Source organism: Microbacterium sp. NPDC087665, from assembly GCF_044743285.1.
Classification (GTDB): domain Bacteria; phylum Actinomycetota; class Actinomycetes; order Actinomycetales; family Microbacteriaceae; genus Microbacterium.
This window is the reverse complement of sequence record NZ_JBIUWD010000002.1, coordinates 312,370-329,913: the sequence shown is the minus strand read 5'-3', so window position 1 is coordinate 329,913 and position 17,544 is coordinate 312,370. Positions and strand designations below refer to the sequence as shown.

The following is a 17,544-nucleotide window of genomic DNA, read 5'->3' as shown; positions in this document are numbered from 1 at the left end:
ATGGTCGGATGAGCATGCTCAACCGTCCCGTGAACAGCACCGAAACCGGTGAGATCGTCGCCTCGATGCGCGACTACGAGGCCGCGCAGAAGGCGGTGTCGACCTTGATCGCGGGCGAGGTCCCTGCGCGGGACATCGCGATCGTCGGGCAGAGCATCCGCACGGTCGAACGCATCACCGGCAAACTGGGCTACGCGACGGCCGCCCGCTCGGGAGCGATCAACGGTGTGCTGATCGGACTGTTCCTCTCCGCCATCCTCGTCATCGGCAACCCCGAGGTCCCGATCCAGCTCTTCGTCGGCTTCGTGCTGATCGGCGTGGCGATCGGCATGATCCTCAGCCTTCTCACCTTCTCGATCATCCGTCGCCGTCGTGACTTCGCGAGCGTGACGCAGTTCGCCGCCGACCACTACGAGGTGACGGTGCTGCCGTCGTCGCTCGTGAAGGCCCGTCAGGTGCTGGGCGTCGAGCGTCCCGCCGCCGTCCGGCCTCCGGTCGACCTCGACGAGCCGCCGCGGTACGGGGAGCGCATCCCCACGGGCACGACGACACCGCCGGCCGCACCGGTGCCCGACCCGGTGATCCCTCCGCGCCCCGCCGATCCGGTGCCGCCGACCGGCGATGCACCGACGGGTCCCGAGGGCGTCGTCGAGCCCGGAATCACCGGAAAGCCCGCAGAGACCGCCTGATGACCGCGGGCGAGCGGTTCTCGTTCGAGGTCGCCCTTCCGGCAGGCGCCGTCGCCGTCTCGGCCGAGCGCACGACGGGAACGAACGGCGCCACGATCCTGCTCGCGCACGGGGCAGGCGCCGGAATGGATCATCCGTTCCTCGAGGGCCTGGCCGATGCGCTCACCGCTCTCGGGTTCTCGACGCTGCGTTTCAACTTCCCTTACGTCGAGCAGGGGAGGCGGATGCCCGGCCCGGCCACGCATGCCATCGCGACGTGGCGCGCCGCGGTCGACACCGCACGCCGGCACGATCCCGACGCCATCTTGTGGGCGGCGGGTAAGTCCTACGGCGGGCGCATGGCGTCGATGGCCGTCGCCGAGGGACTGCAGGTCGACGGCCTCGTCTACCTCGGCTACCCCCTGCATCCGCCCGGGACGCCCGAGAAGCTCCGCGCCGAGCACCTGCCCGCGATCTCCGTTCCGCAGCTGTTCATCGAGGGGTCGAACGATCCCTTCATCCAGCCCCTCGATCAGTTCGACTCGGTGCTCGCCGCCTGTCAGGACGCCCGTGTGGTCTGGATCGACGGGGGCGGGCACAGCTTCGAGGTGAAGGGTCGGAAGCGCCCGGCATCCGACATCGGCGCGTCCCTCGCCCCGCTCATCGCCGAGACCATCGCCCCCTGACCGCCACCCGCGACCGCAGACGCCGGGTCGACACCTGTCAACGACCGAGAGGCCCCCGCGCGTTCGCACGCGAAGGGGCCTCTCGGGTCAAGCGGGCGGCCGGCGCCCCGGGGCTCAGCTCTGGACGCGGGCGATCCACGCCTCGATCTCGTCGGCAGTGCGGGGGATCCCGGCCGACAAGTTGACCGGGCCGTCCTCCGTCATGAGGATGTCGTCTTCGATGCGCACGCCGATGCCACGCAGTTCGGCGGGGACCGTGAGGTCATCGATCTGGAAGTACAGGCCCGGCTCGATCGTGAAGACCATGCCGGGGGCGAGGATGCCGTCGTAGTACATCTCCCGCCGCGCCTGCGCGCAGTCGTGCACGTCGATGCCCAGGTGGTGCGACGTGCCGTGCACCATGTAGCGGCGGTGCTGACCGCCCGCATCGGCGTCGAGCGCCTCTTCGGCGGTGACCGGAAGCAGGCCCCACTCGGCGACGCGTGCGGCGATCACCGACATCGCAGCCGCATGCACATCGCGGAAGCGCACGCCGATCTTGGCGGCGGCGAACGCGACGTCGGCTGCCTCGCGCACCGTCTCGTAGACGCGGCGCTGCACCTCGGTGAACGTGCCCGAGACCGGGAGGGTGCGGGTGATGTCGGCGGTGTACAGGCTGTCGGCCTCGACTCCGGCGTCGACGAGGATCAGATCTCCGGGGACGACCGCGCCGTCGTTGCGCGTCCAGTGCAGATAGCAGGCGTGGGGGCCGGACGCGGCGATCGTGTCGTAGCCCTCGCCGTTGCCGTCTTCGCGCGCGCGGCGGTGGAAGACGCCTTCGACCACGCGCTCGCCGCGGGCGTGCGCGACGGCCGACGGCAGCTCGCGGATGATGTCATCGAAGCCGTTCGCGGTGATATCGACCGCGCGGCGCATCTCGGCGATCTCGTACTCGTCCTTGATGAGGCGCAGCTCCGAGACGGTACGGGTCAGGGCGTCGTCGTCATCGAGCACGAGCTCGCCGTCGACGGGAAGGTATTCCGCGAGATGTTCGGTGGCGAGATTGAGATCTGCCGCGACACCCGCGAGCGAGGGGCGAGGGCCGATCCAGAACTCGCCGACGGTCGCATCGGCGTAGAACTCGGTCGTCGTGCGGTCGGCGCGCTCGCGGAAGTACAGGGTGACGTCGTGGCCGGCGTCGGTCGGGTCGAAGACCAGCACGGAGTCGGGCTCGGTGTCGGAGGCCCAGCCGGTGAGGTGAGCGAACGCCGAGTGCGGGCGGAACACGTGGTCGGTGTCGTTGCTGCGCTGCTTGAGCGATCCCGCAGGGATGACCAGGCGCTTTCCGGGGAAGGCTGCCGACAGGGCTGCGCGGCGCACGGCGGCGAAGGGGGCCTGCTCGCGGGCCGGCGGGAGGTTCTCGGGGCGCTCGGCCCACCCGGTGGAGATGGTGTCGAGGAAGCCCCGGGGGAACGGCTGCTTGCGGTTCGTGTTGCTGTTCTCGACGTCGGGCTCAGCGATCGTGTCGCGTTCTGCGGTGCTCATCCCTCCAGTCTCTCACCAGAGGGGCTGCGCGGGTGCTCAGCCGGCCGGCTCGAGCTGCACGATCAGGGCGCGGTGGTCGCTTCCGCCGGCATCGTCGAGGACGGCCGATCCGGTCGGGGTCCAGTTCTGCGAAGCCATGACGTGATCGATCGGGGCGCCGACCAGCGCGGGCACCGAGCTGGGCCAGGTGCCGACGAGGCCGCTGCCCGTGCGCGACGCGACATCCCGGCAGTAGCCGATGTCACCGCCGTCGACACCGAGGGTGGCCATGTGGTCGATCGTCGCGTTGAAATCGCCGGCGAGGATGAAGTCGCCCTGCGGGCACTGGTCGGCGATCCATGCCAGATCGGCCTGCCACTGCACCATCTCCTCCTTGCGCGGCGCGACGGCGTGCACGGCGACGACCGTGGGGCCCGAGCCGTCCACGGGCATCAGCACGACGCTCGGAACGGAACCCGTGTTGTTGGAGCCGTCTTCGGAAGACTCGATGACCGAGTACTCGCCCAGATCCGGCGAGACCAGCACCGTCGTCTGCCACGACTGCGGGCCGTTGGGCACGTCGGGGCGGAACTGCACGTGATGCACCCACATCGGATGCCCCTGCTCACGCAGCATGAGGGCGATGCGCTCGCCCACGGCCTCGGTGGTCTCGGGCAGCGCCACGATGTCGGCGCCCTGGTCGAGGATCTGCTGGGCGATCTGCTCGGCCGGCACCGCCTCGCCCGCGGTGTTCCAGGTGAGCACGCGCAGGCTGGTGTCGGTCTTCGCGGGAAGCGCGGATGCTCCGAAGCCGCGGGTCGCGCCGATGATCCCCGTCGCGCCCGCTCCGAGCAGCGCGACGATCAGCACCGAGGCGGCGAACCCGCGCAGCGGACGCGCGAGGAGGAGCAGGAGGGCGATGACGGCGAGGATGATGAACCCGGCCAGGACCACCCCGCGGGCGGCGACGATCTGTGCGAACGGATAGGTCTGCTCCAGACGGAAGAACTGGGGCCACACCACGACCGCCGTGACGGCGGCGAGCAGCACGGTGAACAGGAATCCGAGGAGGCGAAGCATCCGTTCCAGCCTAGGAGCGCCGCCTGTGAAAACTCTGCCGCGCCGAGCCGCTCCGCACGCTGCGCACCCGGGTACCGGCGCGCTCGGTACGCTCGGAGGATGGTCGTTGAGCATTCCCGTCGATTCGCAGGTCCGGCGGACCTGCACCTGCACTCGAACCAGTCCGACGGTACCGAGTCGCCGGCCGAGGTGGTGCGCCAGGCGCACGCCTACGGGCTGCGCACGGTCGCGCTCACCGATCACGACCGCACCACAGGTTGGGCGGAGGCTGCCGAAGCCGCCCACGGACTCGGGATGACGTTCATCCCCGGCATGGAGCTCTCCGCCAAGCACGAGTGGCGCAGCGTGCATGTGCTCGGTTACCTCTTCGACCCCGACGACGGCGATCTTCGCGCCGAGACGGAACGCATCCGCAGCGATCGTGTCGGGCGCGCCGAGCGCATCGTGCGCAGCATCGGGCGCGACTACGACCTGCACTGGGACGACGTGCTGGCCCAGACCACGACGGATGCGACGGTCGGGCGCCCGCACATCGCCGACGCGCTCGTGGCCAGAGGGATCGTGCGCGATCGCACCGAGGCCTTCGACGGCATCCTGCATCCGCGCGAGGGGTACTACGAACCGCACTACGCGCCCGACCCGCTCACGGCGGTACGCCTCATCACGAACGCCGGGGGAGTGGCGATCATCGCCCACCCCGTCACCGCGGGGCGGGATCGCATGATGCCCGTGCCGTTCATCGATCGACTGGTCGACGCGGGATTGGGCGGCTTCGAGGTCGATCACCGGGAGAACACCGAAGCGGGCAAGGCCCTGCTGCGCGACATCGCGACGCGCCGCGGACTGATCGTCACCGGGTCCAGCGACTACCACGGCACCGGAAAGCCCAACCGTCCCGGAGAGAACACGACCAGCGACGACATGGTCGAACGCCTCATCGCGAAGGCGACCGGTAGCACACCGAGCTACCCCTGACATCGGGCGGCGGCACTCTGACGGCGAACTCCCGGTACTCTCGCGATCGCCGTTGATACGGTCGGCGGATGCAACGGGCAACATCTCTCGAGCGCCGCATCGACGCGGTCGCCCACCGCCTTCTTCGGGGGGCTCCCGCCGACGGCATCCGCGCGGGCCTGGTCGAGTTCACGGTGTTCGTGCTCAAGCAGGCCTGGGCCTGCGTGTTCGGAGCGCTGCTGCTGGTCGCGATCGTCGCCGCGCGGCTGTGGTACCCCGACGACGCCGTCATCGCACGGAACGACGCCCTCACGATCGCCGCGGTTCTCATCCAGGTGGCGATGCTGGTCTTCCGCTTGGAGAGCGGGCGCGAACTCTGGGTGATCCTGCTCTTCCACATCACCGGCACCGTCATGGAACTCTTCAAGACCGACGTGGGCTCGTGGGCATATGCCGCAGACGGCATCCTCCGCATCGGAGGCGTTCCGCTGTTCAGCGGGTTCATGTACGCCGCGGTCGGGTCGTACATGGTGCGCGTGTACCGGCTCTTCGACCTCGGGTTCACCCGGTACCCGCGACGGTGGCTCACCGCGCTCGCCGCCGCGGGGATCTACCTCAACTTCGTCACCCACCATTTCTGGTGGGACGCGCGGTGGGTGCTGCTGATCGCCGTGGTCGTGCTGTGGCTGCCGACCGTCATGCACGCACGCGTATGGCGGCGCACGCTGCGGATACCGCTGCTCCTCGCCTTCGGGGGAGTCGCGGTGTTCATCTACCTCGCCGAGAACATCGGCACCCTCGCCGGCGCCTGGGCCTACCCCGACCAGGAAGTCGCGTGGCAGCTCGTCTCGCCCAGCAAGCTCGTGTCCTGGTTCCTGCTGATGATCATCTCGGTCGTTCTCGTGACCTGGGTCTACCCGCCGCGGGTGCCTGCGGCGATCGTGCGCCAGAACGAAGAAGCGGGGCGGATGCCGTAGCATCCACCCCGCTGAATCGTCTGGTCTCAGGCGCCTGCGACCGGCGCGGCACCCGTTCCACCCGAACCGCCGCGGCGGCGACGGCGGCGACGAGCCGGTGCCGGCTTGCCGTCGTGGTGCTCCTTGCCTTCACCGTCGTGCGTTCCGGCGCCCTCGGCGCTGCGGTCTGCGGCGGGAGCGCTGTCGCCCTCACCGGACTCTGCGGAAGCACCCTCGGCGAACGTCGAACCGACCGGCGTCGACGCGCCACGGCGGCGACGGCGACGACGCGTGCCGCCCTCTTCGGTGCCTTCGGCGGCGACGTCGGCCGCGCGCTCGGGACGCGGGGTGCGGGGCGGCTTGGTGGACTCCGCCTTCGGGGCCGTCGTCAGGCGGCCCTTCGTGCCCTCGGGGATGTTGAGGTCGCTGAACAGGTGCGGGCTCGACGAGTACGTCTCGACCGGCTCCGGCTGCCCGAACTCGAGCGCACGGTTGATGAGCGCCCACTTGTGCAGGTCTTCCCAGTCGACGAACGTGACCGCGATACCGGTCTTGCCCGCGCGACCGGTGCGGCCCGCGCGGTGCAGGTACGTCTTGTCCTCGTCGGGGATGGTGTGGTTGATGACGTGGGTCACGTCGTCGACGTCGATACCGCGGGCGGCGACATCGGTGGCGACGAGAACATCGCGCTTGCCGGCCTTGAACGCGGCCATCGAACGCTCGCGCTGATCCTGGCCCATGTCGCCGTGCACGCCGCCGACGTTGAAGCCGCGGTCGCCCAGTTCGTCGACGAGACGCTGCGCGGCGCGCTTGGTGCGCGTGAAGATCACGGTCTTGCCGCGGCCCTCGGCCTGGAGGATGCGGGCGATGACCTCGTCCTTGTCCATCGAGTGCGCGCGGTAGACGAGGTGCTTGATGTTCGCCTGCGTGAGGCCCTCGTCGGGATCGGTGGCGCGGATGTGGATCGGGTTCGTCATGAAGCGACGGGCGAGGGCCACGATCGGTCCCGGCATGGTCGCCGAGAACAGCTGGGTGTGGCGCACCTCGGGGACCTTCTGGAAGATCTTCTCGATGTCGGCGAGGAACCCCAGGTCGAGCATCTTGTCGGCCTCGTCGAGCACGACCTCGGTCGCGTTCGAGAGATCGAGCAGGCGCTGACCGGCGAGGTCGATCAGACGACCCGGCGTGCCGACGACGATCTGCGCGCCGGCCTTGAGCTGATCGATCTGGCCCTCGTACGCCTTGCCGCCGTAGATCGCGACGACGCTGGTGGAACGGTTGCTGGTGAGCAGGTCGATGTCTTCGTAGACCTGCACCGCGAGCTCGCGGGTCGGGACCACGATGAGAGCCTTGACGCCGTGCTCGGGGTTCAGACCCAGACGCTGCACGACGGGGATGCCGAAACCGAAGGTCTTGCCGGTACCGGTCTTCGCCTGGCCGATGATGTCCTGCCCCGGGAGGCCGAGAGGAATCGTCTGCTCCTGGATGGGGAACGCGTCGACGATTCCCTTGGCGGCGAGGGCGTCGACGATGTCCTGATCGACGCCGAGGTCGGAGAAAGTAGTCACTGTATTCAGATTGCCTGTCCGGCGATCTCGCTAAGACCGCCACGTAAACGATCCACGCCGTCTCTTGTGCCACAGGCGCGGGGCCCCGCTCCTACGGCGGGGACACGCCCAGCCTACCCGAGGGGGTGCGAACACCCGGGGATGAGCCCGCGCCCGGGTATTGTGAACGTCGTGGCGAACTCGGTAGGGAGACCTCGTGGTTAAGTGGTTCTGGCAGCGCGATGCGGCGCCGCGACGCACCCTCGCCCTGCGGGGCCGGGGTGATCAGGGCGATGCGACCCGCGTCGACTTCGCCGAACTCGCCCCCGAGCTTCCGCGCTTCCTCGGCCAGGCCGCCTACCTGCAGCTCGGATACTTCGAGACGCTCACCCGCCTGATCCGGGCGACGCCCGAGCTCGCCGAGAAGGAGGCGCTGTCGCGCGCCGCCGGTGCGGCGCTCACGAAGCACCGGGGGATCGTCGACCTGATCGCCGCACGCGGCGATGATCCGACGCAGCTCATGCTCCCGTTCCGCGAGAACCTCGATGCGTTCCGGCGCAAGACGATCGGTGTTCGTCCGCGGGAGACGCTCCTGGCCGTCTACATCACGGCCGGAATGCTCGACGACTTCTACCTCGCGCTCTCCTCCAGCTACGGCGAGACCGGGCATCGCGTGGCCGACATCCTGCGCGAAGACGACGCCCGCCACGAGATCGTCGCCATCGTCCAGGAGACCATCGAGAGCGACGAGGAGTGGCGATCGCTCCTCTCGATGTGGGCGCGGCGTCTCGTCGGAGACACCATCCTCGTGTGCCGCACGGCGCTGCGGCCCGAGCGTCTCGCTGTCGACGACGAGCGGATAGAGCCGGTCTACACCGAGCTCATGGGAGCACACGCCCGGCGCATGGATGCGATGGGGCTGGCCTCCTAGGCGACCTGCGCCATCCGCTCGAGGCGGCGCGTCAGACGCCACGCGATGAGCAGCGGGATGGCACCGATCACGCCGAAGGAGATGTCGATCAGCTGCCATCCGAGAGGGATGCCCCGCACGCTACCGGCGATGAGCGCGAGCGGCACGATCCCGATGCACGCGATGACGCCGAACTGCGTCACCCAGATGTTGCGCACCGGGTCGATGAGGGGGCCGATGAACACCACGGCGATCACGAGGTGCGCGTAGGCGAGCCAGTCCGTTCCATAGGAGATGAACGGGTACCGGCCGTCGACGTCGACGAGCGCTGCTGCCACCCGATCGACCCAGCCGACGGCGTCCGGGAACCACTGCGCGATCGGAGTCGCATGCAGGATGTCGGAGCCGAGGCCGAGCTCCACCCGCAGGGGGAACGCGGTGATGCCGCTGACGAAGAGCCCGAGCATCAGGATCCCGATGCAGATGCGGGTCCACAGCAGGGTGCGTCGTTCGGTCACTCCTGCACCCCGCCCGTGCTCAGATGCCGAGGGCGGTGATCTTCTCGGCATCCGACCGGCGACGCACCGCGACGATGGTGATCGTCGCGACGACCGCCACGGCGGCACCGCCGAGGATGCTCGCCACCCACAGCCAGACGTTGCCTTCGCCGAGACCGGCCCACTGCAACGCGGTGTAGACGATCGCCGCCACCGCGGTCGCGATCGCGGGGGTCAGAGCGACCCCGCGCAGGTCGCGACCGTCGATCATGTAGTGCGCGGCGATGCCCAGGACGCAGGCGCCGATGAGCGCGAGGAGGATGTACATCGCGGTCAGGCGACGAAGCCCACGCGACGCGATTCCTCGGTGCCCAGTTCGATGTAGGCGAGGTTCGCGGTGGGGACGATGTAGGAGTTTCCCTTGACGTCGGTGAAGCTGACGTGCGCGGTGCTCTGCTCGAGTGCTGCGGCGATCTGTGCGCGCACCTCGTCCGAGGGGGTCGCCGTCTCGAAGCTCAGCTCGCGGCCGGTGTGAATGATGCCGATGCGGATTTCCACGCGTGCTCCTTGGGATGTCAGGACGACGTCGCCGTCCGATGTCTGCCGCCAACTCTACCCCGCGGCCCGGCGGCGAGATCGGCCGCGGCACCGGGTTTCGCCCTGAGCGCACAGCACGCTCCGACGGCCGGGGCGGCGATGTCCGCGCACCCCGCTAGCGTGGAGTTCATGACAGGGGATGCCGCGCAGCGAGCCGTCGTCGAGGCCGCGGTGACGGCATCCGGCGTCATCATCGGAGCACCCGGAACCGGCAAGACCCGCACCCTCGCCGACCGCGTCGTGCACCTGCTCGACGCCGGGGGCCTGCGTCCCGAAGAGCTTCTCGTACTCACTCCGAGCCGCCAGGCGGCCACAGCGCTGCGCGACCGCATCGGGGTGCGCATCGGTCAGGCGACACCCGGACCGCTCGCCCGATCGCTCGGCTCGTTCGCCTTCCAACTCGTGCGCGGCGCGATGGTGCAGGCGGGAGCGGAGCCGCCCGCGCTGCTCACGGGCGCCGACCAGGACCGCATCATCGCCGAGCTGCTCGCCGGCGACATCGAAGACGGGCGCATCCCCTGGCCGGAATCGCTCAGCCCTTCCGTGCGGGCGTCCAAGGGATTTCGTTCCGAACTGCGGGCATTGCTCGCCGAATGCACCGAGCTGGGGGCGTCGCCCGCCGAGCTCCGCGCATCGGGCGATGAGGCCTGGGCCGCGACGGCCGACTTCCTCGTCGAGTACCGATCGATCCTCGACGCGCTCCGTTCCGCCCACCGTGACGCCGCCGACCTCCTGAGCGAGGCCAGCGTGATCCTGCGGTCCGCCGATCCTGCCACGCTCGGCGCTCTGGCGCCCCTCCGCGTGGTGCTGATCGACGATGCGCAGGAACTGACCCGCGGCGGCATCGCGATCGTGCAGGCGCTCCGAGCGCGGCGCATCGCCGTGCTCGCCTTCGGCGATCCCGACATCTCCTCCGGTGCGTTCCGCGGCGCGAGCCCCGAGCTGTTCGCCGAGTTGGCGGGGGCTCTGGGAGACGTGCACGTGCTCGATGGCGCCCACCGTCAACGTCCGCCGCTCACGGCGCTCACCCGCACTGTGACGCAGGCGATCGGCGCCTCGGGACGCGTCGACCATCGTCGCGCACCCGTGGCCGTCGAGCCCGACGAAGCAGATGCCGTCGTGACGACGTTCCTCGCGCCCTCGCCGCACGAGGAGTTCGATCGGATCGCCGGGGTGATGCGCGAATGGCACCTCGCCTCCGACATCCCGTGGGACAGGATGGCGGTCGTCGCGCACGACACCCGCCAGGTGACGCTCCTCGAAACCGAACTCGCCGCCCGCGAGATCCCGACCCGCGCCGCCGGAGTGCAACGACCTCTCGGCAGCGAAGGGATCGTCCGCGACATCGTCGGGGTCGTCCGCCTCGCTCTCACTCCCGTCGTCGAACGCACGAGCGACGACTACGAAGAGGCGCTGCGCACCGCGTTCGGGGGGATGGACGCGATCGGTCTTCGTCGACTGCGCGCGCGCCTGCGCCACCTCGAACTCGAACAGGGCGGATCGACACCGGCCAGGGAACTGCTGCGGCAGGCGATGGCCAATCCGGCCCATTTCTCGCTGATCGATGCGCCCGAGTCGCGAACGGCCGGCAGATTCGCCGACACACTCGCCGCCGTGTCCGCCGCTGCGGCCTCCGGAGAGACCGTGCACGACCTGCTCTGGCGCGTCTGGGATCAGGCGCGAGCCGTCGACGGTCGTCGCCTGCACGTCGCGTGGCGCGAGATCTCGCTCCAGCCCAGCGGCGCCGAGACGGCGCGGGCTCTCGATGCCCTCGTCTCGCTGTTCGACGCGGCGAAGCGGTTCGTGGAGCGCACACCGAACGAGAAGCCCGAGGCGTTCGTCCGCGACATCCTCGACAGCGAAGTGCCCGAAGACTCGCTGTCGACCCCGGATCGGCCGGGGCGGGTCACGCTGCTGACCCCGGCGACGGCCCTCGGCACGGAGTTCGACGCGGTGGTCGTCGCGGGCCTCCAAGACGGCATCTGGCCGAACGTGCGCCTGCGCGGCGGCATGCTGCAGACCTGGCGGCTCCCCGACGCGCTCGCCGCTCTCCGCACCGGGGTGAACACCGAACCTCCCGGCGCACTCGATCGTCGCCGCGCGGCGTTGCACGACGAACTGCGCCTCTTCGTACGAGCGGTGTCGCGCGCACGCGACCGCCTGCTCGTCACGGCCGTCGACGACGACGATCTGACGCCGAGCCCCTTCTTCGCGTTCCTGCCGACGCCCGACGCGCCCGAGAAGCACGCGTCGGCGGAGCATCCGCTCACCCTGCGTGGGCTGGTCGCGCGCCATCGTCGCACGCTCACCACGACCGTGTCCGATGCCGCGCGCGAAGCCGCTGCGACGCAGCTGGCCGTGCTGGCTCGGGAGGGAGTCGCGGGCGCCGACCCCTCGGACTGGTACGGCGTGACCGCCGCGAGCACGCAGGCGGCCCTGCGCGACCTGAGCGAGGAGGGGGCGCGCGTGTCGCCGTCGAAGATGGAGTCCTACGAGGAGTGCGGCCTCAACTGGGTGGTCTCCGCGCTCGGCGGAGACACCGTGATGCCGCCGACCGCCGGGATCGGCACGATCATCCATGAGGCGATGGAGAGGTCGCCCGAGGGCGATCTCGAGCAGATGCGTGCGATCGTCGCCGAGCACTGGCCCGAGCTCGATTTCGAGACCCCGTGGATCGGCCGCAAGGAGCGCCGACGCGCCGACCTCTACGTGGACCGACTGCACTCCTACCTCGGCGACGTGCGACGCGACGGAGGACGCGTGATCGGGAGCGAGGCGCGCTTCGACTTCGCGGTGGCTCTTCCCGACGATGACGGCGTTCCGACCGTCAGGCCGGCCGACGAGGAGGGCATCGGCGCGCGCGCGATCGTCAGCGGGTACATCGACCGCGTCGAGGCGTACCCGCCGGCCGGCGGCGAGCATCCGCACGCCCGTGGTCGGGGCTGGACCGAGATGTCGTCCGCGAGCGGTGCGGGCGAACGCACGGTCGTCGTCGACCTGAAGACGGGCAAGACCGATCCGGAATCCGATCCGGGCGTGGTCGAGCACGCCCAGCTCGCGGCCTACCAGGTGGCGGTGCAGGAAGGACTCGTCGACGGCGCGGCCGCCGACTCGCTCGCCGGGGCCCGTCTGGTCATCGTCTCGAAGACGCTCTCCCAGAGCGACTATCGCGTCGCGCATCAGCACACTCTGGGAGACGAGGCCCGCGAGGCCTTCCTCAGACGCGTGGCGGATGCCGCGCGCGGGATGTCCGCCTCGAGCTTCACGGCACAGGTCGAGTCGCACTGCGCCGACACCCAGCGCCGGGTGCATCCGTGCCGCATCCACACGGTTCCGGCGGTGAGCGCATGAGCGCCTGGGAGGGTACGCTCGCGATCTCCGCGACCGACGTCGCCGCCGCCCTCGGACAACCATCGCCGACGCCGGCGCAGCAGCGTGTGATCGAAGCCCCGCCGGAGCCGGCCCTCGTCGTCGCCGGCGCGGGCAGCGGCAAGACCGAGACGATGTCGGGTCGGGTCGTGTGGCTCGTCGCCAACGGTCACGTGCGGCGCGAAGAGATCCTCGGACTCACCTTCACGCGCAAGGCGGCGGGAGAGCTCGCGGAGCGCATCGGATCGCGGCTCGCCGTGATCGACGAGTACCGTCGCCGGGGCCTTCTGCCGCACGTCAGCGAGATCGTCGGCTCGGGCGCTCTGCGACGCGTCGACGACGCCGCGCCGGGTCGCCAACGGGAACTCGTGCGCTCGCACGTCCTGAACGAGTTGGCGGAGACCTACCGAACGGGTTGGGATCCGGCGACTCCGCGTGCGGCGGAAGAACTGATGATCCGGCCGCGCGTCTCGACCTACAACGCCTTCGCCGATGGCATCGTGCGCGAGCACGCCGCACGGATCGGACGCGATGCCGACGTGGCGATGCTCAGTCAGGCGGCGTCGTGGATGCTGGCGCGCGAGGTCGTTCTGCGCGCTGACCTGCCCGAGCTCGAGGGCATCGAATACGCGCTCGGCACGGTCATCGACGCCGTGCAGAAGCTCGCCGGCGAAGCCCTCGACCATCGCGTCGACCTCGAACGGGCCGAGGAGATCGCGCGGGAGACCGCGCTCTCGTTCGAGCCGTACCGGGGCAACGCCGACGTCGAGCGGGCGGCGACGAACCTGCTCAGCCTTCCCACGCTCACCAAGCTCGTGCGCGACTACATCTCCGAGAAGCACCGACGCGGGGTGCTCGACTTCGCCGATCAGGTGGCCGGCGCCTACGACATCATCGAGTCGGCCCCCGATGTGCGGGCCGATCTGCGCGAGCAGCATCGTGTCGTCCTGCTCGATGAGTATCAGGACACGTCGGTGATCCAGACGCAGTTCCTCGCCGAGCTGTTCCGGGATTCCGCGGTAATGGCCGTCGGCGATCCGCACCAGTCGATCTACGGGTGGAGAGGTGCGAGTGCCGACAACCTGTATGCGTTCGCCGGGTCGTTCGCGCACGCAGCCCCCGCGCACACGTTCAGTCTGATGACGAGCTGGCGCAATGACCGGGCGATCCTCGACATCGCGAACCGGGTGCTCGAGCCGCTCCAACGGCCGGGCCTCGATGTTCCTCCGCTCGATCCCCGCCCGGGCGCGACCGACGGCGCCGTCGATGTGCGGTTCGCGTTCACGGTCGACGACGAGGCCACCGACGTCGCGCGCTGGTTCGCGGATCGTCGCGCAGCGCACGACGAACGCGCTGCCGGGCGGCCGCACACGGGGGCCATCCTGTTCCGGTCGAAGCGGCACATGCAGACGTTCGCGGCGGCGCTCGCCGCGCAAGGGGTGCCGCACCGCATCCTCGGACTCGGGGGGCTCCTCGCCACCCCCGAAGTGGTCGACGTCGTGTCGACCCTGCGCGTCGTCCACGACCCGACAGCGGGCTCGGCGCTGATCCGTCTTCTCACTGGCCCGCGCTTCGGTGTGGGAGTGGCCGACATGGCGGCGCTCTACGACCTGGGTCGCACGCTCGCCGACCGCGACACCGCGATGATGCCGCTCCCCGAAGAAGTGCGGGTGCGCCTGCGCAGCTCCCGCGGTGCCGACGAGGCCGTGTCGATCGTCGATGCGGTCGACGTGGTCCGTGCAGTGCGCGACGACTATCGGATGCTCGAGCGCATCACGCCGCAGGGACGGGCTCGCATCCGGTCGGCGGGGGAGATGCTCGAGCGCCTGCGGCGAGCGACCTCGCAGCCGCTGCCCGAACTGCTGCGTCTGATCGAGTTGGAACTGCGGCTCGACATCGAGTTGGCGGCCAACGAGACGCGCGGACCCGCCCGGATCGCGTCGACACAGCTGCGTGCGTTCTCGGATGAGGTGCGCACGTTCCTCGCGGCCGACGAGCGCGGATCCATCGGCAGCCTGCTCGCCTGGCTCGACAAGGCCGAGAGCACCGACGAGCTCATGCCGCGTCCGGAACCGCCGGAACCGGGCGTCGTGCAGCTCCTCACCATCCACGGTTCCAAGGGCTTGGAGTGGGACGCCGTGGCCGTCGTCCGCCTCGTCGTCGATGAGCTGCCCAGCCGGGTGTCCGACACGTCGGGGTGGTTCGGGTTCGGTGTGGTGCCGTTCGCGCTGCGTGGCGATCGCGATGCGCTCCCGCGCTTCGACTGGGATCCCGCTGCCGCTGTCGGAAGCGAGTCCGACCCGAAGAAGAGGGCCGCGCTGGCTCAGTCATCGCTCTCGGGCGGGGTGACGAAGGCGAATCCGCAGGGCGGTGCGATCCGCCGCTTCAAAGACGCCTACCGCGCCTATCAGCAGCAGGAGGAGCGGCGACTCGCCTACGTGGCGATCACTCGTGCCCGTACCGATCTCCTGCTCACCGGGGCGCACTGGGCGGGGCAGAAGTCGCCGCGCACGCCGAGTCCTTTCCTCGTCGAGGCGATGGAGGTGCGGGGGATCGATCCTGTGGATCCGGTCGACCCGGAGGAGAATCCCTACGACGGTCCGGGAGCGACCATGCTCTGGCCGCTCGATCCGCTCGGCGCGCGACGCGCGGTGGTCGAGCGTGCGGCGGCCGCCGTCGATGCTGCGGTCGCCCGAGCTTCGGCCGAGCCGGATGCCGTTCAGCCGACCGATGAGCTCGCACGTCTTCTGGCGGAGAGGGCAGCGCGTATGCGAGGGATCGACGCGACGCCTCCGACGCGTGTGCCGGCATCGCGGTTCAAGGACTACGTCACCGACTACCGCGGAACCGTGTCGTCCATCGTCCGCCCGATGCCGGAGCGACCGTACCGGCAGACGCGCTTGGGGACGCTCTTCCACGCCTGGGTCGAGCAGCGCTCCGCTCTCGTGGGTGTCGGCAATCGAGTCGATGAGGCGCTGTGGGAGATCGATGACGACGAGCCGCCCGTCGTCTCCGACTCGGCGACCGGGAGCGCGGCCGACGCGGTCGATCTCGCCGTGCTCCAGGCCACGTTCGAGCGCAGCGAATGGGGGACCCTCCAACCGATCGCGGTCGAGATCGAGATCGACTTCGCGCTCGGTGCCGGAATCCCGGAGGCAGGACGCGATGCGGCCGCCCACATCGTCATCTGCAAGCTGGATGCGATCTACCAGCGCGAAGACCGCGGTGGACGCATCGAGATCGTCGACTGGAAGACGGGAAAGACACCGCGCACGGTCGAGGAGCAGGACGAGCGGATGCTGCAGCTCGCGCTGTACCGTCTCGCGTATCACCGACGGTTCGGCGTTCCGATGGAGGAGATCGACGTCGCGCTGTACTACGTCGCAGACGATCTCGTCATCCGCGGGGACCGGATCTACTCGGAGGCGGAACTCTTCCAACGCTGGAGCGCGGCACGCGCGGCGCGCTGAGCCTCATCGTCCGTCTCCGGCTCGTCACGGTCGGATGACGCCGCGTCCGGCGCGGTGAACAGGTCGCCGACGCCCGAGAGGTCTTCCGTCTCGACGTTCAACATCTCGGCTCGGCGTGCCGCCCCGGCATCCGATCCCGAGGTCCGGGCGACGTCGCCCGTGAGCGATCCGTCGTCGTCCGCCCAGAGCTCATCGGGGTTGTACGCGTCGGTCTGCATCGAGGTGTCGCCGCGCAGCGCGGTGTCGGCGGGGACGCGATCGAGCGCGTCGAGGGCAGAGTCGACGCCGTCTGCGCGCTCAGCGACAACGGCGAGGTCGTTCACGCGAAGTCCCTCGGCGAGGGCTTCGAGAAGGGCGGCGGCGTCGTCGACGATGTCGGAACGACGCAGGGAATCGCCGTGCACGAGCCATCTCGCGAACTCGAGTTCGGCGAACAGACGTGCGCGCACGTCGAGCGCCGGGTCGGGAAGGCGATCGAGCGACCGGGCATAGGCCGCGTGCACGTCGTCGGACGCATCGGGAGCCGCGGAGAGCCATGCGAGATCGACGGCGGGGTCGCCCACGGCGAGGCCATGCCAACCGAGCAGGCCCACCACCTCCGGGCCGCGCTCGTCGTCGTCGTCGAACAGGAACGACGTCGCCTGAACTCCGCTCAGGATCACGGTCGACTCGAATCGCCACAGTTCGTCGTCGGCGACGGCATCCCGCCACCGCACGGTCAGGCGAGCGGGAACGCGTCCGGTCGCGGCAGCGTCGTCGACCAGGCGACGCACGTCTTCTCGGCTCTCTTCTGCGGAGCGGGACGAGAGCCCGGCGCCCCGCACGACCGAGGTCGGCAGTGCGTGCACGGCGGCGATGGCGGCGCCCATCGACGGTGCAGCGCCCCGACCCGCAGGAACGTGCGGCGCTTCGATCTGGAAGCCGGGGAGGAGTTCGGTGACGAGCGCGCGGCCTTCGCCGACGCGGGTCTCGCCGATGTACTCCGGGGCGCGGAACGGGAGCATCGCACGAGCGCCTGCCGTCAGAGCGCGAAGCGCGAGCGCCTCGGCGGCCAGCTCGCGTGCGGCGTCATCGTCGTCGGCGACACGGATCGCGAGTTCGCGGCCGTCGGCGAGCGAAGCGACGGCGGAATCGAACCGTGCGTCGCCCCCGGCGCTCAGCAGGCGAGTCCCCGTGACCTCCGCGCCGGGCAGTGCAGCTGTCACAGCCGCGGCTAGAGTGAAAGGTGAGCGTCCCATGCCCCCAGGGTAGGTCGGCTCAGGGGCGGTCCCGCCTCCGCCACGCCCGTGAGAGAGGGAGTCGATCTC

Annotated in this window: 14 protein-coding genes; 7 read left to right on the top strand and 7 right to left on the bottom strand. The window is 70.0% G+C overall.

The features are described 5' to 3' along the window. The first annotated feature begins 8 nt into the window (after nt 1-8). Both ACIOSY_RS05050 and ACIOSY_RS05045 read left to right on the top strand, forming a co-directional pair. The gene (locus tag ACIOSY_RS05050) at nt 9-689 is read left to right on the top strand and encodes a general stress protein (protein ID WP_400849981.1); all 681 of its coding nucleotides are present in this window, start codon (nt 9-11) and stop codon (nt 687-689) included. After that, nucleotides 689-1,354, top strand: coding sequence for an alpha/beta family hydrolase (locus tag ACIOSY_RS05045; protein ID WP_400849978.1), 666 nt, complete (start codon nt 689-691; stop codon nt 1,352-1,354). The genes ACIOSY_RS05050 and ACIOSY_RS05045 overlap by 1 nt, the downstream gene beginning before the upstream one ends. A gap of 114 nt (nt 1,355-1,468) precedes the next feature. Here ACIOSY_RS05045 and ACIOSY_RS05040 read toward each other — a convergent pair whose 3' ends face one another. Next, complete coding sequence (locus ACIOSY_RS05040; protein ID WP_400849975.1) at nt 1,469-2,878, bottom strand: aminopeptidase P family protein; 1,410 nt, start codon at nt 2,876-2,878, stop codon at nt 1,469-1,471. A gap of 36 nt (nt 2,879-2,914) precedes the next feature. Further along, nucleotides 2,915-3,937, bottom strand: coding sequence for an endonuclease/exonuclease/phosphatase family protein (locus tag ACIOSY_RS05035; RefSeq protein WP_400849972.1), 1,023 nt, complete (start codon nt 3,935-3,937; stop codon nt 2,915-2,917). Between the two features lie 99 nt (nt 3,938-4,036). Between ACIOSY_RS05035 and ACIOSY_RS05030 the strand changes: the two genes are divergently transcribed. Next, the gene (locus ACIOSY_RS05030) at nt 4,037-4,912 is read left to right on the top strand and encodes a PHP domain-containing protein (protein ID WP_400849969.1); all 876 of its coding nucleotides are present in this window, start codon (nt 4,037-4,039) and stop codon (nt 4,910-4,912) included. A gap of 68 nt (nt 4,913-4,980) precedes the next feature. Continuing rightward, on the top strand, nt 4,981-5,868 hold the full coding sequence (locus ACIOSY_RS05025) for a DUF817 domain-containing protein (RefSeq protein WP_400849966.1): 888 nt from the start codon (nt 4,981-4,983) through the stop codon (nt 5,866-5,868). Between the two features lie 26 nt (nt 5,869-5,894). Here ACIOSY_RS05025 and ACIOSY_RS05020 read toward each other — a convergent pair whose 3' ends face one another. Then, complete coding sequence (locus ACIOSY_RS05020; protein ID WP_400849963.1) at nt 5,895-7,415, bottom strand: DEAD/DEAH box helicase; 1,521 nt, start codon at nt 7,413-7,415, stop codon at nt 5,895-5,897. A 196-nt stretch (nt 7,416-7,611) separates the two neighbouring features. Between ACIOSY_RS05020 and ACIOSY_RS05015 the strand changes: the two genes are divergently transcribed. After that, nucleotides 7,612-8,325, top strand: coding sequence for a ferritin-like fold-containing protein (locus ACIOSY_RS05015; protein ID WP_400849960.1), 714 nt, complete (start codon nt 7,612-7,614; stop codon nt 8,323-8,325). Here ACIOSY_RS05015 and ACIOSY_RS05010 read toward each other — a convergent pair. Genes ACIOSY_RS05010 through ACIOSY_RS05000 form a run of 3 tightly spaced genes read right to left on the bottom strand, consistent with a single transcriptional unit; the run spans nt 8,322 to nt 9,359 of the window. Further along, nucleotides 8,322-8,822 (bottom strand): hypothetical protein, encoded by a 501-nt coding sequence (locus ACIOSY_RS05010; RefSeq protein ID WP_400849957.1) that lies wholly within the window; start codon nt 8,820-8,822, stop codon nt 8,322-8,324. The genes ACIOSY_RS05015 and ACIOSY_RS05010 overlap by 4 nt on opposite strands. 19 nt (nt 8,823-8,841) lie before the next feature. Then, the gene (locus ACIOSY_RS05005) at nt 8,842-9,129 is read right to left on the bottom strand and encodes a hypothetical protein (protein WP_400849954.1); all 288 of its coding nucleotides are present in this window, start codon (nt 9,127-9,129) and stop codon (nt 8,842-8,844) included. A 5-nt stretch (nt 9,130-9,134) separates the two neighbouring features. Then, nucleotides 9,135-9,359: a DUF3107 domain-containing protein gene (locus ACIOSY_RS05000; protein WP_400849951.1), complete on the bottom strand. Its 225-nt coding sequence runs from the start codon at nt 9,357-9,359 to the stop codon at nt 9,135-9,137. A 168-nt stretch (nt 9,360-9,527) separates the two neighbouring features. On the opposite strand from ACIOSY_RS05000, the gene ACIOSY_RS04995 reads away from it, so the two are divergent. Continuing rightward, the gene (locus ACIOSY_RS04995) at nt 9,528-12,749 is read left to right on the top strand and encodes an ATP-dependent helicase (protein WP_400849948.1); all 3,222 of its coding nucleotides are present in this window, start codon (nt 9,528-9,530) and stop codon (nt 12,747-12,749) included. Next, entirely contained in the window at nt 12,746-16,237 is a 3,492-nt protein-coding gene (locus tag ACIOSY_RS04990; RefSeq protein WP_400849946.1) for a UvrD-helicase domain-containing protein, read from the top strand. The genes ACIOSY_RS04995 and ACIOSY_RS04990 overlap by 4 nt, the downstream gene beginning before the upstream one ends. Here the strand turns inward: ACIOSY_RS04990 and ACIOSY_RS04985 are convergent. Next, nucleotides 16,183-17,475, bottom strand: a complete 1,293-nt coding sequence (locus ACIOSY_RS04985; RefSeq protein ID WP_400849943.1) for a hypothetical protein — start codon at nt 17,473-17,475, stop codon at nt 16,183-16,185. The genes ACIOSY_RS04990 and ACIOSY_RS04985 overlap by 55 nt on opposite strands. Between the last annotated feature and the right edge of the window lie 69 nt (nt 17,476-17,544).